This is a genomic window from Runella sp., from assembly GCF_965279615.1.
Classification (GTDB): Bacteria; Bacteroidota; Bacteroidia; order Cytophagales; family Spirosomataceae; genus Runella.
This window is the reverse complement of record NZ_OZ257252.1, coordinates 8,009,918-8,035,012: the sequence shown is the minus strand read 5'-3', so window position 1 is coordinate 8,035,012 and position 25,095 is coordinate 8,009,918. Positions and strand designations below refer to the sequence as shown.

General features: G+C 42.1%; 26 protein-coding genes and 1 pseudogene. 23 read left to right on the top strand and 4 right to left on the bottom strand.

Features of this window, described 5'->3' with window-relative positions; genetic code table 11:
- Positions 1–13 precede the first annotated feature (13 nt).
- The 9 genes from mgtE (at position 14) to ACQY73_RS34095 (ending at position 9,670) form a co-directional block, all read left to right on the top strand.
- Positions 14–1,363 carry a magnesium transporter gene (gene mgtE, locus ACQY73_RS34135; protein ID WP_428659343.1) on the top strand — a complete coding sequence of 450 codons (1,350 nt, stop codon included), beginning with the start codon at positions 14–16 and terminating at the stop codon, positions 1,361–1,363.
- Between the two features lie 195 nt (positions 1,364–1,558).
- Entirely contained in the window at positions 1,559–3,148 is a 1,590-nt protein-coding gene (locus ACQY73_RS34130) for an ABC-F family ATP-binding cassette domain-containing protein (RefSeq protein ID WP_428659340.1), read from the top strand.
- Positions 3,149–3,162: 14 nt separating this feature from the next.
- A complete protein-coding gene (locus tag ACQY73_RS34125) occupies positions 3,163–3,957 on the top strand; it encodes an APH(3') family aminoglycoside O-phosphotransferase (protein WP_428659337.1) in 795 nt (264 codons plus the stop codon).
- The gene (locus ACQY73_RS34120) at positions 3,944–4,357 is read left to right on the top strand and encodes an NUDIX hydrolase (RefSeq protein ID WP_428659329.1); all 414 of its coding nucleotides are present in this window, start codon (positions 3,944–3,946) and stop codon (positions 4,355–4,357) included. Before ACQY73_RS34125 ends, ACQY73_RS34120 begins: the two co-directional genes overlap by 14 nt.
- Positions 4,358–4,394: 37 nt before the next feature.
- Positions 4,395–5,210 (top strand): class I SAM-dependent methyltransferase, encoded by an 816-nt coding sequence (locus tag ACQY73_RS34115; protein ID WP_428659326.1) that lies wholly within the window; start codon positions 4,395–4,397, stop codon positions 5,208–5,210.
- Positions 5,211–6,086, top strand: coding sequence for an alpha/beta hydrolase (locus tag ACQY73_RS34110; protein WP_428659324.1), 876 nt, complete (start codon positions 5,211–5,213; stop codon positions 6,084–6,086). It abuts the gene before it with no gap.
- Between the two features lie 140 nt (positions 6,087–6,226).
- A complete protein-coding gene (locus ACQY73_RS34105; RefSeq protein WP_428659322.1) occupies positions 6,227–7,243 on the top strand; it encodes an aldo/keto reductase in 1,017 nt (338 codons plus the stop codon).
- Positions 7,244–7,315: 72 nt separating this feature from the next.
- Positions 7,316–8,227 (top strand): helix-turn-helix domain-containing protein, encoded by a 912-nt coding sequence (locus ACQY73_RS34100; protein WP_428659319.1) that lies wholly within the window; start codon positions 7,316–7,318, stop codon positions 8,225–8,227.
- Positions 8,228–8,440: 213 nt separating this feature from the next.
- The gene (locus ACQY73_RS34095) at positions 8,441–9,670 is read left to right on the top strand and encodes an exo-beta-N-acetylmuramidase NamZ family protein (RefSeq protein WP_428659316.1); all 1,230 of its coding nucleotides are present in this window, start codon (positions 8,441–8,443) and stop codon (positions 9,668–9,670) included.
- A 98-nt stretch (positions 9,671–9,768) separates the two neighbouring features.
- On the opposite strand, the gene ACQY73_RS34090 is transcribed toward ACQY73_RS34095, so the two are convergent.
- From ACQY73_RS34090 to ACQY73_RS34080, 3 genes are all read right to left on the bottom strand, one after another.
- The gene (locus tag ACQY73_RS34090) at positions 9,769–10,092 is read right to left on the bottom strand and encodes a LytR/AlgR family response regulator transcription factor (protein WP_428659313.1); all 324 of its coding nucleotides are present in this window, start codon (positions 10,090–10,092) and stop codon (positions 9,769–9,771) included.
- A 33-nt stretch (positions 10,093–10,125) separates the two neighbouring features.
- Positions 10,126–11,688, bottom strand: coding sequence for a tail fiber domain-containing protein (locus ACQY73_RS34085; protein ID WP_428659310.1), 1,563 nt, complete (start codon positions 11,686–11,688; stop codon positions 10,126–10,128).
- A 153-nt stretch (positions 11,689–11,841) separates the two neighbouring features.
- Positions 11,842–12,303 (bottom strand): hypothetical protein, encoded by a 462-nt coding sequence (locus ACQY73_RS34080; protein ID WP_428659307.1) that lies wholly within the window; start codon positions 12,301–12,303, stop codon positions 11,842–11,844.
- A gap of 201 nt (positions 12,304–12,504) precedes the next feature.
- Here ACQY73_RS34080 and ACQY73_RS34075 point away from each other — a divergent pair, with 201 nt between their 5' ends.
- From ACQY73_RS34075 to ACQY73_RS34015, 13 genes and pseudogenes are all read left to right on the top strand, one after another.
- Positions 12,505–14,457: a tetratricopeptide repeat-containing sensor histidine kinase gene (locus ACQY73_RS34075; protein ID WP_428659304.1), complete on the top strand. Its 1,953-nt coding sequence runs from the start codon at positions 12,505–12,507 to the stop codon at positions 14,455–14,457.
- 19 nt (positions 14,458–14,476) lie between these two features.
- The gene (locus ACQY73_RS34070) at positions 14,477–15,094 is read left to right on the top strand and encodes a response regulator (RefSeq protein ID WP_428659301.1); all 618 of its coding nucleotides are present in this window, start codon (positions 14,477–14,479) and stop codon (positions 15,092–15,094) included.
- A 73-nt stretch (positions 15,095–15,167) separates the two neighbouring features.
- Positions 15,168–15,722 (top strand): alpha/beta fold hydrolase, encoded by a 555-nt coding sequence (locus tag ACQY73_RS34065; protein ID WP_428659298.1) that lies wholly within the window; start codon positions 15,168–15,170, stop codon positions 15,720–15,722.
- A gap of 193 nt (positions 15,723–15,915) precedes the next feature.
- Positions 15,916–16,053: pseudogene (locus tag ACQY73_RS34060) on the top strand (helix-turn-helix domain-containing protein); the annotation flags it as partial.
- Between the two features lie 226 nt (positions 16,054–16,279).
- Positions 16,280–16,843, top strand: coding sequence for a cupin domain-containing protein (locus ACQY73_RS34055; RefSeq protein ID WP_428659295.1), 564 nt, complete (start codon positions 16,280–16,282; stop codon positions 16,841–16,843).
- Positions 16,844–16,893: 50 nt separating this feature from the next.
- Positions 16,894–17,244, top strand: a complete 351-nt coding sequence (locus ACQY73_RS34050; RefSeq protein WP_428659293.1) for a hypothetical protein — start codon at positions 16,894–16,896, stop codon at positions 17,242–17,244.
- A gap of 219 nt (positions 17,245–17,463) precedes the next feature.
- The gene (locus ACQY73_RS34045) at positions 17,464–19,008 is read left to right on the top strand and encodes a DUF5018 domain-containing protein (RefSeq protein ID WP_428659290.1); all 1,545 of its coding nucleotides are present in this window, start codon (positions 17,464–17,466) and stop codon (positions 19,006–19,008) included.
- Between the two features lie 95 nt (positions 19,009–19,103).
- Positions 19,104–19,931: a rhomboid family intramembrane serine protease gene (locus ACQY73_RS34040; RefSeq protein WP_428659288.1), complete on the top strand. Its 828-nt coding sequence runs from the start codon at positions 19,104–19,106 to the stop codon at positions 19,929–19,931.
- A 71-nt stretch (positions 19,932–20,002) separates the two neighbouring features.
- Positions 20,003–20,902, top strand: a complete 900-nt coding sequence (bla, locus tag ACQY73_RS34035) for a class A beta-lactamase, subclass A2 (RefSeq protein WP_428659285.1) — start codon at positions 20,003–20,005, stop codon at positions 20,900–20,902.
- A gap of 1 nt (position 20,903) precedes the next feature.
- A complete protein-coding gene (locus ACQY73_RS34030) occupies positions 20,904–21,377 on the top strand; it encodes a group II truncated hemoglobin (protein ID WP_428659282.1) in 474 nt (157 codons plus the stop codon).
- Between the two features lie 307 nt (positions 21,378–21,684).
- Complete coding sequence (locus ACQY73_RS34025; protein ID WP_428659279.1) at positions 21,685–21,957, top strand: DUF4342 domain-containing protein; 273 nt, start codon at positions 21,685–21,687, stop codon at positions 21,955–21,957.
- A 126-nt stretch (positions 21,958–22,083) separates the two neighbouring features.
- Positions 22,084–22,506 (top strand): VOC family protein, encoded by a 423-nt coding sequence (locus ACQY73_RS34020; protein WP_428659276.1) that lies wholly within the window; start codon positions 22,084–22,086, stop codon positions 22,504–22,506.
- Between the two features lie 104 nt (positions 22,507–22,610).
- Positions 22,611–23,309 (top strand): alpha/beta hydrolase family protein, encoded by a 699-nt coding sequence (locus ACQY73_RS34015; protein ID WP_428659273.1) that lies wholly within the window; start codon positions 22,611–22,613, stop codon positions 23,307–23,309.
- 173 nt (positions 23,310–23,482) lie between these two features.
- On the opposite strand, the gene ACQY73_RS34010 is transcribed toward ACQY73_RS34015, so the two are convergent.
- Positions 23,483–23,947 (bottom strand): Lrp/AsnC family transcriptional regulator, encoded by a 465-nt coding sequence (locus ACQY73_RS34010; RefSeq protein WP_428659270.1) that lies wholly within the window; start codon positions 23,945–23,947, stop codon positions 23,483–23,485.
- Positions 23,948–24,140: 193 nt separating this feature from the next.
- On the opposite strand from ACQY73_RS34010, the gene ACQY73_RS34005 reads away from it, so the two are divergent.
- Positions 24,141–25,094: an NAD-dependent epimerase/dehydratase family protein gene (locus ACQY73_RS34005; protein ID WP_428659267.1), complete on the top strand. Its 954-nt coding sequence runs from the start codon at positions 24,141–24,143 to the stop codon at positions 25,092–25,094.
- The last annotated feature ends 1 nt before the right edge of the window (position 25,095 follow it).

Genomic DNA, 25,095 nt, shown 5'->3' with positions numbered 1-25,095 from the left:
CCATTGATGAGCAATGACTTTCGAGTTGACCAAAGAATACCTTGAGGAGATTGAAAAAGCCGTTGAAGCGCGTGATGAAATTCAATTGCGCACGGCTATGGAAGAATTGTACCCGGCAGACATAAGCAGTATTCTGTACGAACTTGATACCGAACCTGCTCATTATCTGTTCAGTTTATTGGATACGGAAATTGGGGCCGAGATATTGGCAAACATCGACGAAGCCGACCGTCGTCGATTTTTATCGGATTTCAGCTCATCAGAAATAGCCCGTTATATTGAGGTTTTTGACTCCGACGACGCCGTGGATCTGCTCAAAGAGCAACCTATTCAGGTTCGGGAAGAGGTCATTGGGTTGTTGCAGGACCGCGAGCAGGCGCGCTTTATCATTGACCTTCTCCCCTACGACGAAGATGTAGCGGGAGGTTTAATGCAAAAAGAGTTGGTCAAAGCCAACGTAAATTGGACGGTCAACGAGTGCATCGAAGAAATCCGAAAACAAGCCGAAGATGTTGAAAAAGTGTACGCCGTTTACGTCGTAGACGACGATCAAACGCTCGTAGGACTTATCTCACTAAAAAACCTGGTGTTGGCGCGTAAAAACACCAAGATCGGCAATATATACGACGAAGACATTCACTATGTCGAAACGTTCCGCCCGATCGAAGAAGTGACGGAGATCATGCAGCGCTATGACTTGGAAGCCATTCCCGTCGTCAACGTGCAGAAACGCCTGCTTGGGCGCATTACTATTGATGATATTTTGGACGTGGTGACCGAAAAGGCCGAAGAAGACATTCAGGCGATTTCGGGTATTACGGGTGAGGTGGAAGAAGATGACAATCTCTGGGAACAGGTCAAAGCCCGTTTGCCGTGGCTGATTGTGGGAGTAATTGGCAGCTTGATGGCCGCTACAGTTATTCGTTTTTTTGAAGGAGAATTAACCAAAGTCGCAGCACTGGCGCTGTTCATTCCCATCATGGGTTCTACGGGCGGTAATGTGGGTATCCAAACCGCTTCGCTCATTGTGCAGGCGCTCGCCGACAAAACGGGTTTGGAAATAAGTTGGAAAGACCGTTTGTTGAAGATCGTGGCCATCGCCTCTCTCAACGGCGTGATTATCGGCATTTTAGCGGGCGTTTATGTGCTCATCTTCAGCGAAACACAACTCTTTTGGGTAGTAAGCCTGTCGTTGTTAGCGGTCGTGTTATTGGCTTCTTTTATGGGAACCATCACGCCACTCATTCTCAATCGGTTCGGTATCAATCCTGCCGTGGCATCGGGTCCTTTTATCACTACTGCCAATGACTTGGTTGGCATTGGCACTTACTTCCTCATTGCCCATTTTTTATTGAATATATAAAGAGAATACTTCTTTAAGGAGCCGGGCACGGGTTTTATGCCGACATGGAAAATTACTGCAACTGAAAAAAATTTGTAATTTTGCAGGCATCAACAAAAAAGGCGAATTAGTGTAGGATATAATTTCTTTCAAAGATCAATAATTGGCGAACCCGCAAAGCGGTTTGCTATACTATTCACTTTTAAAAAAGAAATTATGCTTACGGCACAAAATCTGTCCTATATACATCCTAACAAAGATTTATTGTTTGAAAACATAAATCTAACGATCACGGGTCTGCAAAAAATTGCCCTGATCGGCAACAACGGCATAGGAAAATCAACCCTGCTTAAAATCATGGCAGGAGTTTTACAACCTTCAAATGGCTTCATAATCACCGATTCAACGCCTTATTACGTACCGCAGCTTTTCGGGCAGTTCAATGACCTTACCATTGCACAGGCGCTCAGGATCGAAGATAAATTAAGGGCATTAAAAGCAATTCTTGACGGTAACGTAACAGAAGACAATCTGGTACTGCTCAATGATGATTGGAACATCGAAGAACGTTGTCATGAAGCATTGACCTATTGGAAACCGGGCGAATTCGACCTGAATCGAAAAATGGCAACCCTAAGCGGAGGTCAAAAAACCAAGGTTTTTCTGGCCGGGATTTCCATTCACCAACCTAAAATAATCCTGTTGGATGAACCCGGCAATCATTTGGATACTTTGGGGCGCCAAATATTATATGACTTTATTCTCTCAACTTCCGCCACATTGGTGCTGGTGAGTCACGACAGAGCCTTGCTCAATATGCTTGACTCTCTATATGAATTAAGCAAAAACGGAATAACCGTATACGGCGGTAATTATGATTTTTATGCCGAGCAGAAACAAATCGAAAGCAACGCTTTGAATCAAGACCTGAGAAGCAAAGAAAAAGCGCTGCGAAAAGCGAAAGAAATAGAGCGGGAAACGGTAGAAAGGCAACAAAAATTGGATGCCCGGGGCAAGAAAAAACAGGAGAAAGCCGGACTTCCGACCATCTCTATGAAAACGTTCAAGAACAATGCCGAGAAAAGCACTGCCCGTACCAAAGATGTCCATGCCGAAAAAGTAGGCGCTATTTCACAGCAACTGAGTCAGTTGAGGAAAGAACTGCCGGATGCGGATAAAATAAAATTTGGCTTTGACAATTCATCCCTGCACAAAGGGAAAGTATTGGTCGAAGCAAAAAATATCAACTTTGGGTATCAACAACGACTGCTATGGAAACAGTCGTTGGACCTACTGATCACAAGCGGTGAGCGAATCGGTGTTAAAGGATTCAACGGCTCCGGCAAAACTACGTTACTGAAACTCATTTTGGGTGAAATTGAACCCCAATCGGGCACCATCCAACGAGCCGATAGGAAGGCGGTGTATATTGATCAGGATTATTCTTTGATCAATAATGCACTCACCGTGTATGAACAGGCCCAACAATTTAATTCAGCCAATTTGCCCGAACATGAGATCAAGATCCGTTTAAACAGGTTTTTGTTCACAAAAGGTTATTGGGATAAGTCCTGCAATGGTTTGAGCGGCGGGGAAAAAATGCGGTTAATGCTTTGTTGCCTGACAATAAGCAATCAGTCGCCGGATGTTATTATTTTAGACGAACCAACCAACAACCTGGACATTCAAAACATAGAAATTTTAACCGCTGCCATCAATGAATACAAAGGAACACTCATCGTTGTGTCGCACGACAGCTATTTTTTGGAACAGATCAACATTGAACGGACAATTGATTTACCGTAAGAATGGCTACTGATATGAACGCTCAAATTGAGCCGGCAATTAAACAACTGATCCAGGAAGAAATCGGAACCTGTACCATCATTCCGGCCGCAGGTGGTGCCACATCGGCAACGCTTTACAGGCTGATTTCTTCTGAAAAAGGAGTTTATTACCTGAAAATCAACCATGACCCGGACGCTACCGAAAGCTTAAACGACGATAAAACCATCTATGAATGGCTGTCCGGGAAAATAGAGGTTCCTAAAGTCATTTTCTACAAAAAAACAGCTACCTATGAAGCTCTCTGTGTGACGGAAATCGAAGGAATAACATTAGAAGCAATGATCGGGACGGTAGCCGAAGAGGAAATCATCCAACTCTATGCCCAAACGTTGAAAAAGCTGCATTCCATGCCCATTGAAGATTGTACTGTTCAACGAAATCTTGCGGGCAAACTGAATACTGTAAAGTACAGAATAGAACAGGATTTGATAGCAGCCGACGAGTTTGAAGAAGGCTACCAATACTTGTCACCGAAAGAATTGTTTGAGCGACTTCTCCGGAAAATACCCGACAACTACGAACCGGTGTTTACACATGGAGACTATTGCTTTGATAATTTGCTCATTAAACAAGGGAAGTTAAGCGGACTTATTGACATTGGCCGGGGCGGTATTGCCGATAAATATCAGGACATTGCCCTTGCCATAAGAAGTATCCGGCATGAGTTGGGGGATGAATATATTGGCTTATTTTGTAAAGAATATGGGTTGGAAAATCTAAATAAAGAAAAGGTCTTTTTTTACACCTTATTGGATGAATTTTTCTAAAATGAAACTGATCGACAAACTCGCATGGATAGAAATAAAGAATAAATCTATCCTCTCCACCAAATCATTTGGGAAGGACAAATATTATATACCGGGTGGAAAAAGAGAAAACAACGAAACCGACGAACAGGCGTTGTGCCGTGAAATAAAAGAAGAACTTAGTGTAGACTTAACAAAGGAAACATTAAAACCGGTTGGCGTATTTCAGGCGCAGGCGCATGGACATGCCGCAGGTATAATGGTAAAAATGACCTGTTACATGGCTGAATATTCAGGCCAACTGAGCGCTGAATCAGAAATTGAAGAAATTAAATGGCTTAACTATTCAGACAAAGACAAAATTTCGGAAGTGGATAAATTGATTTTTGATTACTTACATGCAAATGAATTATTAGACTAACAGTATTTTCAGTAATTAAAAGTAAAAAACCAATAGTATGAATGAACCTAACTACTTGGAAATCAATAAACAGTCTTGGAATAATCGGGTAGAACATCATTTCAAATCAGACTTTTATGACGTTGAAGGATTCTTATTGGGCAATACTTCTTTAAATGAAATTGAACTTACTCTTCTTGGTGATATAAGAGGCAAAAGTATTTTGCATTTGCAATGTCATTTTGGGCAAGATACTATTTCATTGGCCAGATCAGGCGCAAAAGTGACCGGCGTAGATTTAGCGGATAAAGCAATAGATACTGCCAATAAACTTGCCGAAATGGCAAAAACTGAGGCTGCTTTTATTTGTAGTGATATTTATGATCTGCCAAATCATTTAACTGACCAATTCGATATTGTTTTTACAAGTTATGGCACAATCGGTTGGCTGCCTGACCTAGACAAATGGGCAAACGTTGTTTCCACTTTTTTGAAACCCAACGGAAAATTCATTTTCGTGGAGTTTCATCCTGTCGTTTGGATGTTTGACCATGGTTTTGAAAAAATAGAGTATAACTATTTTAATTCAGGCCCAATCATTGAAACAACAAACGGAACCTACGCCGACAAAGAAGCCGAAATAACGCAGCAGGAAATCAGTTGGAATCACAGCATGAGTGAAGTAATAAACAGTCTGCTAAAAAATGGATTAGAAATCAATTCATTGGACGAATTTGATTATTCTCCTTATAATTGCTTTAACAGGACAATTGAAGTTGAACCTAAAAAATACAGAATAGAACATTTAGACAATAAAATCCCGATGGTTTATGCTATTGAGGCAACAAAGAAAACCAACCATAATAACCTATAAATGAGGATAATAAACTATATCATTCCCCTTCTTTTTGGTACAACATTTGCGTTTGCCCAAACACCTAAGTCAGTACAAGCCAACACTCCTAAGCCATTTGTGCTCGGGGTGATTGACGAGCTCCAATCGGAACAATTGGCCGAGAAAAGAGTTCTCAACATTTATCTTCCGGAAGGCTACAACAAAAACGATACGCTGAAATACCCGGTCATTTATTTATTGGACGGTTCAGCAGATGAGGACTTTATCCACGTAGTGGGTCTTATCCAATTCAATAATTTTTCCTGGATCAATCGCGTTCCGAAATCAATCGTTGTTGGCATTGCCAATGTTGACAGACGCCGTGACTTTACGTACCCAACCACGATGGAAGGCGATAAAAAACGTAACAAAACCGCCGGAAAATCGGAAAAATTCATTGCTTTTCTGGAGAAAGAATTACAGCCTTACATTGACCATAATTACAAAACTACCAACTCAAAAACCATCATTGGGCAATCATTGGGAGGACTTTTGGCAACCGAAATCTTACTGAAAAAACCTACTCTGTTCAACAAATACATCATTATCAGCCCAAGTTTATGGTGGGATAATGCCTCATTGCTCAAGCAACCTTCTGCCTTATTGGAAGCCGCTTTTAACGCAAAGACCGACATTTATATCGGCGTTGGCAAAGAAGGGCTCACGCCAAGTGACATACCCCACGTCATGGAAGTGGATGCGAACCTATTGGCCGAACGACTCCGAACCGCTAAAAGCAAAAACGTAACCATTCACTTTGATTATTTGCCTCAGGAAGATCACGCTACCATTATTCATCAGGCCATTTTTAATGCATTAAGACTGCTCTATCCCTCGACTTCCGACAAAAAATAAATTCAAAAAAACGCTGCAACACACCCTGCGCTCCATCTTCCTTGGTTTGGATACAAGGATACGGGATTCGGTTACTTTTTTTCCTGCGAGCTTCCTGACCTTTGCATTGTCAAAAGGAAGTTACATTAAAACAGTTAACCATGAACACGTTAAAAAAAATCGCTTTAGGCAGTCAGGGACTTGTGGTGCCCGTAGTGGGGCTTGGCTGTATGGGCATGACCAAGATCGCGGGAGCAGATATTTACGGAAAAGCCGATGAAGCCGAATCCATTACCACCATTCATCGTTCGTTGGAATTAGGCGGCAATTTCTTAGATACCGCCGATCTTTATGGCCCGCTGGCAAACGAGCGGCTCATTGCAAAAGCCATCAAAGGCAACCGTAACAAATACATCATCGCGACCAAATTTGGCTATGAAGTAGATGACAATGAGCAGCTTACCTGGCAAATAAACGGCAAAAAAGAGTACGTAAAGAAAGCCGTAGAACGCTCACTGAAAAACCTGGGCACCGACTATATTGATCTTTATTATTTGCACCGATTAGACCCAAATACCCCGATAGAGGAAACGGTTTCGGCAATGGCCGAATTAGTCAAAGAGGGTAAAGTTGGGTACATCGGGCTTTCGGAAGTATCGTCGGCAACGATCAGAAAAGCGCACCAAATTCATCCTTTAACGGCGGTTCAGACCGAATATTCATTGTTTGAACGCAGCGTGGAAGAAGTCGGTATTTTGGATACGCTCCAAGAACTCGGGATCGGCTTTGTAGCGTATTCACCGTTAGGAAGAGGTTTTCTTTCGGGCGATAGTGAAATTAAAAGCCCGGACGATTTTGCCGAAAATGATTTCCGCAGATCAATCCCCCGTTTTCAGGGCGAACAATTTTATAAGAACATTGAGTTAGTAAATGAAATAAAAAAATTGGCCGATGAAAAAGAAATTACGGCTTCTCAATTAGCCATCCGTTGGGTCATTGAGAAAGGCTTTGTGCCCATTCCCGGTACCAAACGTGTCAAGTATATTGAGCAAAACATCGCCGCTGCCGATAGTATGTTCACGACCGAAGAATTGGAGCGATTGGAAGCAATTGTTCCTTTGGGCACCTCCACCGGCGCCCGCTATGATGCAGTGAATATGACCATCATTGACCAATAAAAACATCCTTAACCGTTGAAAGAAGTTGCCTCATAGGTAGCTTTTTCCAACGGTTATTTCTAATTTACATCCATGAAAAAAGAAATAAATCAACCTTACCTCATCAATTCCATTTCTGAATTACACCGATTATTGGAATTGCCCAAACCGACGCATACGTCGGTAAGTGTTATTGATTTCAACAAAATAAAGTGCTTTGCTGACGTAAGCCTCCAACGGGTCATTTATAATTTTTATTCCATCTGCATCAAAAAGGATTTCAAAGGCAAGATGAAATATGGACAGAATTACTACGATTTTGACGAAGGCATCATGACCTTTTTCTCTCCCGGGCAAGTGATTTCCACTGAACTTACCGATGATATGGCCCTTTCGGGATGGTGGCTCGTGATTCACCCCGATTTTATCCAAAATTATCCGTTGGCCAAGACCATCAAAGAGTATGGTTTTTTCTCCTACGCGGTCAATGAAGCATTGCACCTTTCCGAAAAGGAAGAAGCAATGATCGCTTCCATCATGCAGAATATTGAGCAGGAATACCTTTCCGTCATTGATACGTTCAGTCAGGATGTCATTGTATCGCACATTGAGTTAATGCTCAATTATGCCAATCGGTATTATAATCGGCAGTTTATTACTCGCAAACATGCCAACAATGATCTTTTAGTAAAAATGGAAACATTGTTAACGGATTATTTTAACAATGAAAAATCGGGACTTCCAACGGTTCAATACCTTTCGGATCAGCTTAACATTTCTCCCAATTATTTAAGTGACATGCTGCGTTTGCTGACCGGTCAAAGCGCCCAACAGCATATTCATAATAAACTGATCGAGAAAGCGAAAGAGATTTTAACGACCACTACTTTGTCGGTGAGTGAAATAGCGTATACGCTTGGGTTTGAATATCCACAATCGTTCAGCAAACTTTTCAAAAGCAAGACCCAATTTTCACCGCTTGAATTCAGGAATTCTTTCAATTAATTAACCTAAGTTGCTACGTATCAAGTTCAAAGAATTTACAAGCAATAAAAGCATGGTCAATCGCTTTCAATATATCCTCTAAAATGACGTAAATTGCACTTGTGCTTTCTTTGAATATAAGACCTTGTTGTTTTGTGTGCAATTCAAAATTACTTGGGCTCTTTTATTTTTAATTTAAAGGTGAATAGCCGGCAACTTAAGTTACTGTTACCAATGAGATTTACTTCTATACTTTTTTTAACGCTTCTGGCGATCAGCAACAGTAAAGGTATCGCGCAAAGTGCATCGCCAAACCAAAACACATCCAATAAGCGGGGAATTATTACCGGTGCCGACCAAACTGAAAAATATTTGCCTTATATAAAAGGAAAACGGATTGGCCTGATTGCAAATCAGAGTTCCATTATCGGCAACAAAAGCAGCGTGGACAGTTTAGTGAGCCTTGGCATTAACATTGTAAAAGTGTTTGGACCTGAGCATGGGTTTAGAGGCAACGCCAGTAACGGAGCTGTGGTGGGCGATGAGAAAGATGCTAAAACCGGCATTCCAATCATCTCTTTATATGGCAAAAACCAGAAACCAACCAAAGAACAGCTGGCAGATATCGACCTTATGGTCTTTGATATTCAGGATGTGGGCTGCCGCTACTATACCAATATCAATACGCTTGAGTATGTGATGGAAGCCTGTGCAGAAAACAACAAAGAACTGCTGATTCTTGACAGACCTAATCCTAACGCATATGTAGTAGACGGACCGGTAATGACGGATGATAAATTTAAATCGGCCATCGGGATCCATTATACGCCTATGACCCATGGCATGACGATAGGAGAATTTGCACAATACCTTAACGGCGAAGGATATCTTAAAGAGCCATGCAAAATAACGATTATAAAAGTTGCCAATTACAATCATCAAATGCCTTATGTATTGCCGATACATCCCTCACCGAATTTGAATACGCAGCAAGCTGTGATGCTTTTCCCAAGTTTATGTATGTTTGAAGGGACAGCCATCAATGAAGGCCGGGGAACGTATATGCCATTTACTATTTTGGGAGCGCCCGCATTGAAGGGCAAGTATTCATTTTCATACAAACCCGTAAGTATTCCCGGAATGAGTGAGCGGCCAAATCAAAAAGACTCTGTTTGCTATGGTCTCGATCTTCGTACCTATGATATAAGCAATTTACGCAAGAGCCGCCGGATCAACCTGACATGGCTCATCGAACTCTACAATGCCTATCCCGATAAAGCCCATTTCTTTGGTCAGGAAAGGGCCAATACAGGTGTGTCTCCCTTTGACTTGCGTATCGGCACAGACCAGCTTAGAAAGCAGATCATAGCGGGAGTACCTGAAGCTGAAATCAGAAAAAGCTGGGAGCCGGGATTGCAAAAGTTTAAGGTTATACGGGCAAAGTATCTTCTATATCCGGATTAATCAGTCAGTCATTTTTATAAGAGAAGTATGAGTCTAACGGTCGGCCCTCCCGACCGTTAACTTCAAGTACCCTACATACAGTTTATGCTCAATCACTTTCAGCATCTGCTTTTCTTAAAATAGGAGTTGATGCGGGGCCATCGACGACGCGCTACGGCGTATATTTTTCCGTCGGTGAGTTTGATCTGTTTGGGAAAAATGCTTTCTACAAAATGCAGATTGATGAGGTACCGTTTATGAATGCGCAGAAATTGACAGTGAGGCAAGCACGGCTCCAATTGCTCCAAACACTTCGATACCAGTAATCTTCGTCCGTCGTTCAGGCAGATGCAGGAATAGTTTCCGTCGCCTGTAATGCATATAACTTTTTCAAAATCAACATATTGCCCTGCCTCAAAAGTAGATAAACTGAAAAGAATCATGATCGTCAAATTTAGAAGCTTACCTTTTGCACCTTATTCTTTCGTTCTTCCCGCTTGAGTTGTTACGTCATTTTTGGCCGAAACAACCGTTTTCAATTCATTGATTTGAGCCTGTTGCTGCACGATCATTTCACGTTGCTCATCGATCAGTTCTTTGAGCGCTTTGATGGATTCAACAAGCATCGGGTCAAAATCGCCGTAAGTAGCTGATAAATACCCGTCGGCATGTTGTTGTACGGTGGTCGGAAAAACGTCTCTTAATTCCTGCGCAATGAAGCCGAATTGCAGTTCTTTTCCTTTCTTTTCGTCTTTCCAACGATAATTTGCACCTTTCAACTGAAGCACTTTTTCCAGCATTTCCCGGCTGTTGAGATAGGTAATATCTTTTTTCAATCGACGGTCAGAAGGGGAATCCCAATTGCCGCCGCCCAGTGTTTTATATGCATTTCCTTCCACTTCCAAGCGATAGCTTAACGTCGGCAATCGGCCAATGCCCAAATTACCCGGCCCGGAAAGGGTCATATTAACCGCCGGTGTAGTACCCGCCGAAGTGGTGGTGATAAAATCCATCGCAGCCCCTGTACTGGCAGCATTCCAGTTGGCAGAAGCCCTCATTTCAATGCGCGCTTTCCCATTGGTAAAAGCAGTTCCGTCGTACCCCCGCGCACCGAATCGCGCCAAAACATCATTCGACAGGGTTGACGTTGGTGTACTTACAGTTCCGTTGGCCGAAACGCCAAAGAAAGTAGGCGCATCACCAAATCGTTTGACGGCAATGGCATCGTCACTCGTGGCCAGTACTTCCAGCGCGTATTCGGGAGTGGTGGTATTGATTCCTATTTTGCTGTTCACACTCACCACTCCGCTCTCCGTGATGGTCATCCGTTTTAAAGGTGTATCGGCATTGGTGGGAGTAGTATAAAAATTCATTTCGGTACCGTTTTCAGCACTTGCCCACGTTTCGGTGGCCCTCATTTCGATCCGGGCTCCTTCTTCAAAGTAAGAACCATTGAATCCGTGTCCTTCAAAACGGGCTAAGATCTGGTCATTGGTTGAGGCCGTTGGCGCATTGACGGTACCGCTCGCGTGGCTTCCGTAAATGTGCGAGTTGAACGTATTGGCGTTTCCATAGGTTCGGACGCCCATACCGCCGTTGCCCGCCACTTCAAAATCAGATTGTGGAATGTCCGTCCCAACTCCTACCCTTCCATTGTCGGTAATGATCATTCGGTCAATGGGAGTTGTAGTTCCGTTTTCAGTCGTTGCAAACACCAGCTTAGCACCGTTTTGCGTCGTCGTCCAGTTCTGAGCAGCCTCAAATCGTATCGTACTTCTGGCACCCGAAAAAGCCGTTCCGTTGTAGCCCGCAGCCTGTAAGCTAAACAGATCGTTACCGCTTGTGACGGCCGTCGGGGCAGCGATGGTGCCATTTTGTCTTTTGGATAAAATATTAGGCGGATTGATACCCTGCAAAATAATATTTTCTCCCGCTCCGCTTTGTTTCGTTTCTATCTGATTGGGAGTGAGCAAAATACTTTGCGCCAAACCGGCGGCTCCAATGAAGGTTAAAACAGCAATAAAGAATAATTTTTGCATGATCTTAAAAGTTAAGGTAAAATATAGAAAGTGATGCGTCTCGAAATGAGACAAAGAGCTACCTACAAGGCCTTTTAGGGAAAGGCCTCGCCACCGATAAAAAACAATTCATAGGGGAAAGCACTAGATATTTTTCATCACTATTGAAGACTATCAGTCTTTTTTACCATAGAATACAATTGTCTTTTGCGGGTCAGGGTCAACCAGTCTGACACTCAACACCCCATTAACCAATGTAACCAATTTAGTAGTACCCTGATAACCTTCAACGCCCAATTCGACGGACTTTTTCAGCGTGAGCGCCTCCAGCGTACTGACTCCGTTGGTCACTTTTCCGGCCTTGTCCGTCACGGTGGCCGTAACGGTAAAAGTGGCCTGCTCATCTGTTATTTTTTTGACCGATATTTTAGCGGTTGCCGTTTGTCCCGCCGCGTTGGTAGCGGGAAGGTTGATGGTCGTAGTGGTTCCTATTGTATACGACGTGCCTGTATATTCGCCTGCAATTTGGTCGGCCAACGGAGGCTCGGGATCTTCTTTTTTACAGGAAGTCACTCCTGAAATAAGGACAAGCAAAGCAACACAGATCCACCAATTAAGCCTGGGTAAAGTTTTCATAATACAAGTGTTAAAAAGTTTTCCTAAAACCGTTGGCATACAATGCATTAACGACACAAAACTAGCAGTGTCCGCTTCTGAAAGCAATCCTGTAAAAAGAGGATTTTCAAAAAATCATGTTTTTGAATGATTTTATTAAATGGTTTTAATTCAGAACTTTACCGTTGTATCTTGAGGTTCCTAAACTCAATTCAGTTACCTATGAAACCCCTCTGCCTCGTCCTACTGCTGCTGATCGTATGTGTGCCCGGCTGGCCGCAGCAAGCAGAAATAGATGAACTTCATAAGCAATTAAAAACCGAAACCATTGATACTTCCAGAATTCATTTACTCGGCGATTTGGCCCGCATTTTAATTCAGCATGCTGATTCTATTGAAGCCAAAAAATTGCTGGAAGAGGGACTGGAGCTTAGTAAAAAACAAAATTATGCCTACGGGTTTGGGCATATCTACAATGGCTTCGGAAATTATTATGCCGAAATCTCACAAAATGATCTGGCGGAAAAATACTATCAGCTTGCGTACGACAATTTCAAAAAAAGCACGAAAGATCATGCCATGTTAGGTGCTGCGTCTGCCTTGGGTAATTTGGGTATTCTTGCCCAAGCCAAAGGAGATATTGAGAAAAGCATCAGGCTACATTTACAGGGGCTGGATATATGGCAGGCATCAACCGTTCCTGAACGATACACGGCAGTAGGCAATATTTACAGTAATGTGGCCTCTATGTACAGCAAACAGGGGCAGTTTGAAAAAGCCGTTTATTATGATAAAAAAGGCATTGAAATCCGTAATAAATTCGGCAAAAGAGACTCTGATATGAGCGTTGCTTATCTCTTTTTAGCCGACGATTTCAATAAAAACAAACAACAGGACAGCGCAAAAAAATACTTAGCGATTGCCCAAACATTGGTCGATGAACTTAAAACTCCGGCCCTTTACATGCGTTTTCATGCTGTATCTGCCCGTATAGATTTTGACGCAAAAACCTTTGATAAATCATTGGAACACAGCAAACAGATGCTGAACTTTGCCAAAGACGTGCAGAATATGACTACTGAAATGAATGCTCATTTATTGTTGGCAAAAAACTATCAGGCCCTCAATCAGCCGCAAAAAGCCATTTCACATTTGAACGAGGTCATTCGAATTTCATACACTAATCGGAATATCAATCAACGAAAAAATGCGATGTTGGAATTGTCGAACGTTTACCGGCAATTAAACAACCCGGCCCAAGCCTATCAATACCTCACTCAATACAATACGCTCAAAGACAGTTTGAACGAAGAGGAAGGAAAACTGAAACTCAATGAAATAGACAGTAAGTATCAGGCCGCGCAGAAAGAAAAACAAATACTAGTGCTTGAACAGGAGAAACAACGGCAGAATACCCTCATTTACAGCCTGATCGCGGGTCTTACAGCCATCAGTTTGATTGGGGTTCTGCTCTATCGGAATATCAATATCCGAAAAGAAATAGCCGAAAAAGAAGTAAAACAATTGCAGCAGGAACGCCAATTGATCGCCACTAATTCTATTTTGAAAGGACAGGAAGAAGAGCGCAGCCGTGTAGCACGCGACCTGCACGATGGCCTCGGCGGGCTTCTGTCCGGCATAAAACTAACGCTTAACACCATGAGAGGAAATATAATTTTGCCCGAATCAGGCGCGTTGGCTTTCGGTCGGGCGTTGACTCAGCTCGACAATGCCATCAGCGAAATGCGTCGCGTAGCGCACAGTATGATGCCCGAAGCACTCGTTAAATTTGGCCTGACCGAAGCCCTTCAGGATTTCTGTGACGGCATCAATGAATCGAGACAATTGAAAGTAAGTTTACAAACATTTGGCTTAGAGACTCCCATTGAGTCATCCACCGAAGTGGTGTTGTATCGAATTGTACAGGAATTGCTGAACAATATCATTAAACATGCACACGCCACCGAAGCCTATGTCCAGATCACCCGCGATCACAACCACCTCAGCCTTACCGTCGAAGACGACGGAAAAGGATTTGATATGACCCAATTGAATCAAAAGAAAGGTGCAGGCATGAACAACATCGAAACCCGCGTGGCGTATCTTAACGGAAAAATGGACATTCAGTCCCAACCCAACGAGGGCACTTCGGTGCATATCGAAGTCGAAGTATAGAACCTAACCGGAGCGCAAAATGAATCATAGGATATTTATCGTTGATGACCACCCATTGGTCGTAGAAGGGCTTAAATCGGTATTAGCTGATTGCGAAGGAATCAGCGTTGCAGGAACCGCTTCCAATGCTTTTGAGGCGATGGAGTTTTTAAAAAACAATGACGTTGACGTTGCCTTTTTGGATATTAACCTGCCCGATGTAAGCGGAATAGATCTGTGTCTTAAAATAAAAGAGCGCTACCCAAATGTTAAATGCCTGGCATTGAGCACTTTCAATCAACGAAGTTATATCTCCCGTATGATCCGGAACGGTGCGGTAGGGTATTTGATCAAAAACTCTACCAAAGAAGAAATCCTTACCGCCATCCATCAGGTACAGGCAGGCGGTTATTATATGAATGTAAGCCTGAACGAAACCCCTTCGGCGGATAAACCCAAGCCTCTGCCCTTTCTGACGCGGCGCGAAAAAGAAGTACTTACCCTTATTGCCGAAGGCCTCACCAACCCTCAAATTGCCGACAAAATTTTTGTCAGCGTGACGACGGTAAACACGCACCGTAAAAATCTCCTGATGAAATTTGAAGTTACCAATACGGCTAACCTTATTAAACTGGCAGCTCAGCATCAATTGATCTAATGTGCTTTAACAGTTTACTTTTCAATGCAAGAAAAGGTAACGAAATTTACGTATAGATAAAAAAGATCGGGTTATGACCAAGCACATATTATTTTTTCAGGGAGCGGGCGACGAAGGCTATGAAGCTGATAAAGAATTAGTGGATTCGCTACAAAAAAACTTAGGGAAAGAATATGATATAGATTATCCTAAAATAAACTCTGATGAATCTTTACCTGATTTTGGGTGGATCAAACAAATAGAAAACAAAGTTGCTGCGCTCGAAAGCGATATTATTTTGGTGGGACATTCTTTAGGTGCGTCAATGTTATTGAAATATCTTTCCGAAAATCCGGTAACCCAAAGGGTTAAAGGCGTTTTTCTTATAGCTACCCCATTTTGGGAAGGAAATGAAGATTGGAAAACAGGTTTAAAACTTCAAGATGATTTTGCTTACAAGGTGCCCGACGAAATTCCGTTTTTTTTCTATCACTGTAAAGATGATGAAGAGGCACCTTTTTCACACCTGAACCGGTACAAACAAAAACTTACTCAAGCAACTTTTCGCGAAATCAACAATGGCGGACATCAACTGAATAACGATTTAACTCCGGTAGCTAATGACATAAAATCACGATACATTGTGTGAATGTAGCCGGCCTTTTAAACAAAGCACATTCGGATTTTATGGAAAAAACTTTATGTTTAATATGTCGTTGGAAAAATTCGGTTATTTAACAGGTCGCAGTCTGACAACTTTTAAACGGGACTTCTTTAAAACATTCAAAACAACACCGCAAAGATGGCTAACGCAAAAACGGTTGGAATAGGCCCATTATAATCTTGCAGAAAAGAGCAGCAAACCCGTAGAAATTTATTTGGAAACAGGTTTTGAAAACCTATCGCACTTTTCATTTGCTTTCAAAAAGCAATTTGGGTATTCACCAACGGAAGTATCGGGACAAAAAGCCGCCCGCTAACAAGGTATCGGCATAATGGCACCTTGTATCCGACGGCCAAAATGCTGCCGGGCTGTAGTTTATAAATTCAGCTTTTAGTTATAAATTTAGTCCCGATAGCTATCGGGGGGCCGAACGAACAGTTGTCAATTCTTCACCTGCACAAAACGCTGTGTATTTGACTTACCAATAGTAACCGTATTTAATTTGATGCTCATATTACAGTTGACAACTAAATCAAAAAGACATGAGACGCAGAAACTTTGTACTGACCACGCTTGCAGCAATGCCAATAACAGCTTTTGCTAAAATTAAATCGATGTTAAGTTCAAGAACTGACAAAGGATTTAAAGTCGCTTCCGGTGAGGCAAGATTTGGCATTCACTATAGAATGAAAGGGGTTACTTCAAATACACTCGACATCAAAATATCCGGTAAGGATACCGAAAATGATCTGGCTGTTTTTGAGCAGACCGGCTTAACTCCAAAAGGCGGGCCGCCTTTACACGTTCATCCAAATCAAGACGAATGGTTTTATGTTGTTGAGGGTGAATATTTATTTCAGGTTGGAGAGGATAACTATTCTATGAAACCCGGCGACACAATTTTTCTTCCCAGAAAAGTAAAACACGCCTTTGTTCAACTTACGGAAAAAGGAAAAATGATCGTTTCCTATCTCCCTGCCGGCAAAATGGAGGGCTTTTTTGCGGTTACTGACAAGTGGACTTCCCCTCCAACAAAAGAAGAGATAGCAAAAGTATTTGCCGATCATGATATGCAGGTTGTAGGCCCACCCTTAAAGGTCAGCTGACAATTTCAACATAGCATGAGGAATAGACTGATAAATAAAATTAAATAACTATGAAATTTATATCGCTTCAACCATTTGTTCCATCAGGAAAGGACTTTGAAAAGTCGAAGCAGTTATTTGTAGCGTTAGGGTTTAAGATAAGCTGGGAAGATTCAGACTATGTTGGCTTTGAAAGAGACGGTTGCAAATTTATTCTACAAAGATTTGACAATCTCGAATTTGCGCAAAACTTTATGCTGACCGTAAACATTGATAATGCAGCGCAATTCAGAAGTTACGTTATGGACAAAAATTTACCGGAGAAATTCGGCATTCGCATCGGAGAAGTAACGCAGCAACCTTACGGCAAAGAAGTGAATATCATTGATATTGCAGGTGTTTGCTGGCATTTTGTTGAATAATGATCATAGATAAAATAAAACTGCGGGTCAACAAGCATACTTGCAAAATGGAATTATTGCCAAAAACAGACGACTGCCATACTATTCCAACTAAAAATCGATCAAGATAAACCGTAGGCCGTGGAGACATGGCCTGCCAAATTCGTTTTTTTACAGTTTAGCAGATTTTTCTATTTTTGTCGTTTCCTAAACGGTATCATCACCTCGGCCAATTTACCAATGCCTAAATTCTTTCAGTCTGCGTTTTTTTCACGCCACACTTACCTTTATATCATTCTTTGCTTATTTTTATTTGCCTGTCCCAAAGATCCGGCAGAGCCTACCAAAAGCAGTGCCAATTCGATCACTTCCTTTTCCTTTGAGGGATTGACTCCCGCCATTCGTGCAATCATCGACAACAATCAACAGTTAATCACGGCTTCTTTACCAATAGGCACAGATAGCCGTAGGTTAATCCCGTCCATTGTTATCTCCGAAAAGGCTACGATTTCTCCCGCTTCGGGAGTGGCACAGGATTTTTCCAAACCAATAACCTACACCGTTACTGCCGAAGATGGCAGCACTAAAAGCTTTGAGGTACGGGTAACCGTTGCCAAAAGTTCCGCAAAGCAAATGCTCACTTTTGTATTCAATTCATTAACTCCCGCGATTATAGCCTCCATTGACACTATCAACCATAACATCATTGCCGAACTTCCTTACTCAACCAACCCAAGTGCCCTTGCTCCTACCATTTCTATTTCTTTGGGCGCAGTAATTTCTCCCGCTTCGGGAGCCGTACAGGATTTCAGCAAACCGATAATGTACACTATTACCGCCGAAGACGGTACCAAGCAGACGTATACAGCCGCCATTTCAAAGGCTAGACCTACCAAAGACGACATTGCAAAACTCTCAAATCAGTGGGAAAATATCCTTCCTATGCGGCTCGACCTTCGTGAAGTTACTGCAAACGGGGCTTTTTGGGGAATAATATCAAGTCCCGGTTATTACCTAAGTACGTATCAGAATGGAAAAGAGTATGTATTCAACAAACCCGGTTCAAAAATCCCTACCCAAAAAATGGGGAACATCGTTGAATTGGACAATACTGTTTGGGTTAATTCAACCGCCGGTCTAATTGCCATCACGGCTGGAGATACCACGCTTTTAAATTCAAAAAACAGCGATATAGCCTTTGAAAACGCCGGCTTTCTTAAAGTACTTGACAATAGTCTTTATTGCTCCGTCAATGCTTCGCTTTACAAACTTGTACAAGGCAAATGGCAAAAAGTACTGACCGTCAGCGATGGCACCATTCTCAACTTTACTCAGTATAAAGGTGTTTTCTACCTCAATACCACTGCATTTTTGTATAAGTACGATGGCACGTTTGAGAAGTTCACTAAACCTGTTACAACCGGTAGTATAAGCAGTCATATTGATATCAGCGCTACCGGTACGGTATGGATCAGCGATTGGAGTAATCTCACCAAATTTAAAAATGGTGTATTCCAACGATTTTCGAGTGAAAATACTGCCGGTTTTCCGCCCTCAGGAATGCAGAATTTTGTCATAGACAATAACGAAATGGTTTGGATGGCTTGGGGCAAACATGGTATCGTTGTATTTGAGGGCGATAAGATCGTCCATAATTTTTTGAAAACTAATTCGTCGCTTCTAACAGATAACTTCGGTTACATTGTACTAAAAAACAATATTGTATACGTCGGATTTTACAGTACAAATTCAAATCTTGCGGTAGCGAAATTGAAATTAAATTAGCGCATTTTCCCGTTTTTGAAATGAATGATTTATAGTAAATTTACGCAGCCTTTACCAAAGTAAACCATAAATTACCGGCCAAATTTATCACCTTAATGTCTCCCGTCAGCCTTATTATTATTTTATTTACCGGCCTTACATCGTACAAAGGCTTCAAAGATTATCCCTTCTTCCACAAATACAGTTTTGAAATTGAACGAGTGACGGTATTTAAAGAATACCGCCGCCTCATTACATCTGGTTTTTTACACGTAGACTGGCGGCATTATATTTTCAATATGTATTCGCTTTATGCCTTCACCGGTACTGTTGAAATTATCATGGGCAGCGCAAAGTTTCTTGCCATCTATTTCGCAAGTCTTATCGGAGGCAATCTTTTGGCACTCTATATTCATCGACACGATTCGACATATGTGGCCGTAGGAGCATCCGGGGCAGTTTGCGGGGTTATTTTTGCGAGTATCGGTCTTTTTCCATACATCAATATTACCCCTCTTTTCTTCCCATTTTCATTTCCCGCCTGGATATATGGTATTGTATATGTTCTTTATTGCATCTATGGCATTAAGTCGTTGAATGACAATATTGGCCACGATGCTCACTTAGCAGGCACCTTGGTTGGGCTTTTGACTACTGTTGGATTGTATCCTTCTGTTTTGCAAACCAACTACTGGGCATTGGGAGCTATTGCTTTGCCTGCAATTATTTTTATTATTTTGATCTTGAAAAGGCCCGATTGGATCTATATTCAGGGATTTTCATTTAATGTAAAGAATTATCGAAACATTGACGACCGTTATCACGATCAAAAATATGAAAATCAAAAAAAATTAGATAAGATTTTGGACAAGATCAATTCAAAAGGAATAGATAGCCTTTCAAAAAAAGAAAAGGAAATACTGCACAATCAATCAAGGGACTAATGCCCAAAAACGCATAACCGTCGAAAAACTCACGAACTCGCTTCAGCATTCATCAACAGACAAAACAAAATATGACCAAACCATCTCACTTAGCGTTATTTCTATGTATTACCTGCAAGACATTTTGCCAATCAACAGCGGCATTACGGCAAAAAATACAGCAAATCGTTTCGACAAAACATGCGGTTGTCGGCGTTGCCATTATGGGGAATAACGGTAAGGATACGCTGTCCATCAATGGGAATGGACATTTTCCAATGCAAAGTGTCTTTAAATTGCATATTGCGTTGGCGATATTATCCCAAATTGACAAAGGGAAATTTTCGTTTGATCAAAAAATAAAAATTGAGAAGCAAGACCTCCTACCCGATCTTTACAGCCCGATCAGAGAAAAATACCCTCAGGGAACCACGCTGACAATGGCTGAGATTTTAACTCCTACGGTTGCTGAAAGTGATAATGTTGGGTGTGAGAAATTATTAAAACTTATTGGCGGCCCCCAAGCGGTGGAAGATTATTTCAGAAAGAATAACTTTAAAAATATATCCATAAAAATCAATGAAGAAGTGATGCAGGCTAATTGGGAGCTGCAATTTCAAAATTGGACAACGCCCAAAGCAGCTAACGAAGTATTAACGTCTTTTTATTACAACAGAAAAAAGTTATTATCCACAAAAAGCCATAGCTTTATTTGGGACGTAATGAAAAAAACGGAAACAGGCAAAGACCGATTAAAAGGGCAATTGCCTAAAAATACCGTTGTAGCGCATAAAACAGGTTCTTCCGGAGTTAATAAAGAAGGATTAACGGCCGCAGTGAACGATATCGGGATTGTCTTCTTACCCAACGGGCAACACTTCTTTATCAGTGTTTTTGTGACAGCCTCAAAAGAAAATGCGGCGACCAACGAAAAGATAATTGCAGATATATCAAGAGCAGCGTGGGACTATTTTACAAACAAGCCTAACTAAAATGAAAGAAACACCTACATTGTACGAATGGGCGGGAGACAGGCAAACCTTTGAAACATTGTTTGCCCGATTTTATGGCAAAGTTTTGAAAGACGACCTGCTGGGAGAAGTATTTAAAAATATGTCGCCTGACCACATCCAACACGTTGCTCATTTTGTAGCCGAAGTTTTTGGCGGAGAAAAGCTTTACACGACCGAAGACGGAGGAAGCCACGCAAAAATGGTGGGGAAGCACATAGGAAAAATGCTGACCGAAGAAAAACGGCAACGATGGGTTCAGTTACTGCTGCAAACAGCCGATGAAGTAGGGCTGAAGGACGATCCCGAATTTCGTTCCGCGTTTGTAGGCTACCTGGAATGGGGCACTCGCATTGCCGTCATTAATTCCCAATTGACCGAAAACCCCATGCAAACCAATGAACCAATGCCCAAATGGGGGTGGGGCGAAACCGGCGGCCCTTATATTCCAAACTGAAAACTAATTATTGGTCGGTGTCTCCATATACCTAAAGTTTTAAGTTTTTAAAGCAAAAATTTACGCCTATAGTAATCGTAAGTAGGTGTAGACACAAACCAAGGTGAAAGTATAAGCATTCATATTGAAGTCAGCGCTACCAACAAAGGCATCAACTGTAAAAAAATAGAGAAAGAAACCGACAATAATCATTTTAAACGTTGACTTTTATGTTGTCGTTACAGTCGGGATTAGCCCTATCTTTATGTTGAAAAATAACCGATACTCGGTGATCAACTTATAAAACTCACTTAACAGCTTACTGAAAATGGAAAATACATTCAAAGAAACGTTCACTATTCATGGCGAAAACCTCCTCAAAAAAGTAGAAGAGTTGATTGAGGAAGGCAACATCAGAAAAATAATTATTCATGATAAGTCCGGCCATGAACTTATGACCTTTCCCCTTACTTTCGGAGTAGTAGGGGCAGTTTTTGCGCCTGTTCTCGCCGCAATCGGAGCAGTAGCTGCTTTGATCGGTGAATGTGCCATTACGGTAGAAAGAGAAGAGCCAACGTCGGAGTCGAAAACTGAGCTATAAAATATCGCCTTTTACAGGAGTATTTTGAAATTCCTGAAAAAACAAATTCACCCCTGACATAGGGCTGTCATAGTGCTGTTTTACCTTTGTGAAGGTTAGAAATCAATCACTTAACAAAGCATCAAAATGGCACAATCACACGTATTACGGGGTCTGGCAACTATCAGCTTTTATGCCACTGACCATCAGGCCGCAAAAAAATGGTACACCGAATTCTTAGGCATTGAACCTTACTTCAATATGCCCGGTTATGCCGAGTTTCGGATTGGCGATTTTCAGCATGAATTGGGTATCATTGACAGTGCTTTTGCCCCCGCAGACGCCGGCAAAGGCCCTGCCGGTGCCATCGCTTATTGGCACGTTGATAATTTACAAACGACCCTTGATCGACTGATTTCCTTGGGAGCAACACTTTATCAAGCCATTACTGACCATAGCGGCGGGAAGGGAAGTTTTGTGACGGCATCGGTGGTTGACCCTTTCGGCAATATTTTGGGCATCATGACCAATGTACATTATCTTGAAACTCTACACCAAAAAAGATCATAGGTAAGGCTCTGTAACTTAAAATGAACAAAAACAATTATTTATCAGCACTGCTTTTCTTACTGATAACAAGCTGTCTGTCAACTAAAAAACCTACTGAAAATAGGTTGAATGACCTAACTTATGAAACAAAGTCAGATACGTTTAACCTGTTTGATCAGGCACGCCGGCGCAGCATTCCGTTGGCGATTTATAAACCAAAAACAGCTAAGAAAATTTCCAAGACGAAAGTTGTCATTTTCAGTCACGGCTATGGTCAAAACAAAGGCGGAGACAATGTGGCATACTCGTATTTGACCGACTATTTGGCCTCAAAAGGTTACTTTGTCGCAAGCATTCAGCATGAGCTTTCAACGGACGGACTACTGCCATTGACCGGCATTCCGCAAGTGGTACGACGTCCCTTCTGGGATCGCGGCGCGGATAACATTTTGTTTGTCATTAACGATTTGAAAAGAACAAATCCTGAATTGGACTTCAAACACATTACGCTCATCGGCCATTCTAACGGCGGCGACATGACGGCTTTATTTCCGCAAAAATATCCGGATATCGTCGATAAAATCATCACATTGGACAACCGAAGAATGGCGCTGCCAAAGGCAAAAAAGCCGAAAGTGTATTCTTTACGTTCAAGCGATCAAGCGGCTGACGAAGGCGTTTTACCAACTGACGAAGAGATGAAAAAGTTTGGAATAGCCATCATAAAACTCCCAAACACCATTCACAACAACATGGACGACAGTGCAAACGAAGCACAACGGCAGGAAATCAGGAAATATATAATGGCATTTTTGAACAATTGAAAGCAAAGTTTGTTCGTAAAAAAACAATAATAAAGGCATCAAGGTTAGGCTTCTCCGAAGCCTAAATACCTCAGCTATAAACCATTTCTACAAAGGTTAAGCCTCTCCGAGGCAGTTAGACGACCACATTATGACCATTTCGTGACTATAACCTGACCATACCCTCCCCCTTTCTATCCTACTCGATACCCCAAACTTTGCTTAATTACTTTCAATGAAAAAGTACTGTTGAGGGTACCTATATTTTCGATCTTCGAGAGTTTGTTACGTACAAAACCGTGGTATTCGTCCAAACTTCCCATATTTATCTTCAACAAAAAATCCACTTGTCCCGCCATGTGGTAGCATTCCTGTACTTCTTCCAACTTCTGAATTTCCTTTTCAAAACTTTCAATGAATGCTTTGTCGTGGTAGCGCATCGATACCTGACAAAAGATCGTGATGGGTTGGCCTAACAATTCTTTGTCCAGAATCGCTACGTATTGTTTGATAAAACCGAGGTTTTCCAATCGCTTAATTCGCTCATAGACAGGCGACAGCGTCAGGCCCAGTGTGGCGGCCAATTCTTTGGTGGTGAGCTTGGCGTCGGCCTGTAAAAGGCGCAGCAGTTTTTTATCAATGTCGTCGAGTTGTTCCATTGCCGAAAATTTTTCTTTCTATCCTATCTTCTTTTAATACCATTCAATAAAATTAACTTCATTATTGTATTATAACCACAAAATTAACTGATTTTATGGCATTATTTTACTAATTCTAACGGCTTATTTACTTTTGTGCAGCGAATTACACTTCATTCCTTTACCCAAAATCAGTTACTCAACACCATTGACCATGAAGCACGAAACCATTTTAGTGATCGGTGCCAACGGGCAGATCGGCACGGCACTTTTACCACGCCTGCAAAGCATGTACGGATTTGGGAATGTCATTGCCACCGACGTACGTCGAACGGGAAACGAGGAAGCTATTTTTGAGATAGTCGATGCGACCAATGCCTCTGCGTTGGCTGAAATCGTTCAACGTCACCGTGTTACCCAGATATATCACTTAGCCGCCATACTTTCGGCCAAGGGAGAAGCCGACCCGCTGTGGGCATGGAATCTCAACATGCAAACGTTGCTCAATGTGTTGGAAGTAGCCCGAACGTGTAACCTCAGCAAGGTTTTTGTCCCAAGTTCCATTGCCGCTTTCGGCGAACACGCCCCTAAATACGAAACACCCCAATCTTCCGTCTTAGATCCCGCTACGGTCTATGGCATCAGCAAAGTAGCCGCTGAAAACTGGTCGGTCTATTACCACAAACGCTACGGGTTGGATGTTCGCTCTTTGCGTTATCCGGGCGTTATAAGTTACCAATCCATGCCCGGCGGCGGTACCACCGACTACGCCGTAGCTATTTACCACGAGGCTGTCCAAGGCCATGATTTCGATTGTTTTTTGTCCGCCGATACGCTTTTGCCCATGATCTACATGGACGATGCCCTCCGCGCCACGCTTGAATTAATGGAAGCCCCCGCCGAAAATATTACCGTACGTACCTCTTACAATCTGGCAGGAATGAGCTTTACACCTGCCGAACTGGCGACTTCTATTCGGCGCTATTATCCTGATTTTAACGTAACATATACGCCTGATTTTCGACAAGCCATCGCCGATTCATGGCCCAAAAGCATTGATGATTCGGTCGCGCGAAAAGAATGGGGCTGGAAACCGGCATTTGATCTCCCCAAAATGACGGCTGAAATGATCTCACACCTCACCGAACTGTACCACGTAACCATCTGAA

What these genes read in the sequence shown, in the direction of transcription:
- mgtE (WP_428659343.1), top strand. Translation starts at nt 14, where the DNA reads ATGACTTTCGAGTTGACCAAAGAATACCTTGAGGAGATTGAAAAAGCC.
- ACQY73_RS34130 (WP_428659340.1), top strand. Translation starts at nt 1,559, where the DNA reads ATGCTTACGGCACAAAATCTGTCCTATATACATCCTAACAAAGATTTA.
- ACQY73_RS34125 (WP_428659337.1), top strand. Translation starts at nt 3,163, where the DNA reads ATGAACGCTCAAATTGAGCCGGCAATTAAACAACTGATCCAGGAAGAA.
- ACQY73_RS34120 (WP_428659329.1), top strand. Translation starts at nt 3,944, where the DNA reads ATGAATTTTTCTAAAATGAAACTGATCGACAAACTCGCATGGATAGAA.
- ACQY73_RS34115 (WP_428659326.1), top strand. Translation starts at nt 4,395, where the DNA reads ATGAATGAACCTAACTACTTGGAAATCAATAAACAGTCTTGGAATAAT.
- ACQY73_RS34110 (WP_428659324.1), top strand. Translation starts at nt 5,211, where the DNA reads ATGAGGATAATAAACTATATCATTCCCCTTCTTTTTGGTACAACATTT.
- ACQY73_RS34105 (WP_428659322.1), top strand. Translation starts at nt 6,227, where the DNA reads ATGAACACGTTAAAAAAAATCGCTTTAGGCAGTCAGGGACTTGTGGTG.
- ACQY73_RS34100 (WP_428659319.1), top strand. Translation starts at nt 7,316, where the DNA reads ATGAAAAAAGAAATAAATCAACCTTACCTCATCAATTCCATTTCTGAA.
- ACQY73_RS34095 (WP_428659316.1), top strand. Translation starts at nt 8,441, where the DNA reads ATGAGATTTACTTCTATACTTTTTTTAACGCTTCTGGCGATCAGCAAC.
- ACQY73_RS34090 (WP_428659313.1), bottom strand. Translation starts at nt 10,092, where the DNA reads ATGATTCTTTTCAGTTTATCTACTTTTGAGGCAGGGCAATATGTTGAT.
- ACQY73_RS34085 (WP_428659310.1), bottom strand. Translation starts at nt 11,688, where the DNA reads ATGCAAAAATTATTCTTTATTGCTGTTTTAACCTTCATTGGAGCCGCC.
- ACQY73_RS34080 (WP_428659307.1), bottom strand. Translation starts at nt 12,303, where the DNA reads ATGAAAACTTTACCCAGGCTTAATTGGTGGATCTGTGTTGCTTTGCTT.
- ACQY73_RS34075 (WP_428659304.1), top strand. Translation starts at nt 12,505, where the DNA reads ATGAAACCCCTCTGCCTCGTCCTACTGCTGCTGATCGTATGTGTGCCC.
- ACQY73_RS34070 (WP_428659301.1), top strand. Translation starts at nt 14,477, where the DNA reads ATGAATCATAGGATATTTATCGTTGATGACCACCCATTGGTCGTAGAA.
- ACQY73_RS34065 (WP_428659298.1), top strand. Translation starts at nt 15,168, where the DNA reads ATGACCAAGCACATATTATTTTTTCAGGGAGCGGGCGACGAAGGCTAT.
- ACQY73_RS34055 (WP_428659295.1), top strand. Translation starts at nt 16,280, where the DNA reads ATGAGACGCAGAAACTTTGTACTGACCACGCTTGCAGCAATGCCAATA.
- ACQY73_RS34050 (WP_428659293.1), top strand. Translation starts at nt 16,894, where the DNA reads ATGAAATTTATATCGCTTCAACCATTTGTTCCATCAGGAAAGGACTTT.
- ACQY73_RS34045 (WP_428659290.1), top strand. Translation starts at nt 17,464, where the DNA reads ATGCCTAAATTCTTTCAGTCTGCGTTTTTTTCACGCCACACTTACCTT.
- ACQY73_RS34040 (WP_428659288.1), top strand. Translation starts at nt 19,104, where the DNA reads ATGTCTCCCGTCAGCCTTATTATTATTTTATTTACCGGCCTTACATCG.
- bla (WP_428659285.1), top strand. Translation starts at nt 20,003, where the DNA reads ATGACCAAACCATCTCACTTAGCGTTATTTCTATGTATTACCTGCAAG.
- ACQY73_RS34030 (WP_428659282.1), top strand. Translation starts at nt 20,904, where the DNA reads ATGAAAGAAACACCTACATTGTACGAATGGGCGGGAGACAGGCAAACC.
- ACQY73_RS34025 (WP_428659279.1), top strand. Translation starts at nt 21,685, where the DNA reads ATGGAAAATACATTCAAAGAAACGTTCACTATTCATGGCGAAAACCTC.
- ACQY73_RS34020 (WP_428659276.1), top strand. Translation starts at nt 22,084, where the DNA reads ATGGCACAATCACACGTATTACGGGGTCTGGCAACTATCAGCTTTTAT.
- ACQY73_RS34010 (WP_428659270.1), bottom strand. Translation starts at nt 23,947, where the DNA reads ATGGAACAACTCGACGACATTGATAAAAAACTGCTGCGCCTTTTACAG.
- ACQY73_RS34005 (WP_428659267.1), top strand. Translation starts at nt 24,141, where the DNA reads ATGAAGCACGAAACCATTTTAGTGATCGGTGCCAACGGGCAGATCGGC.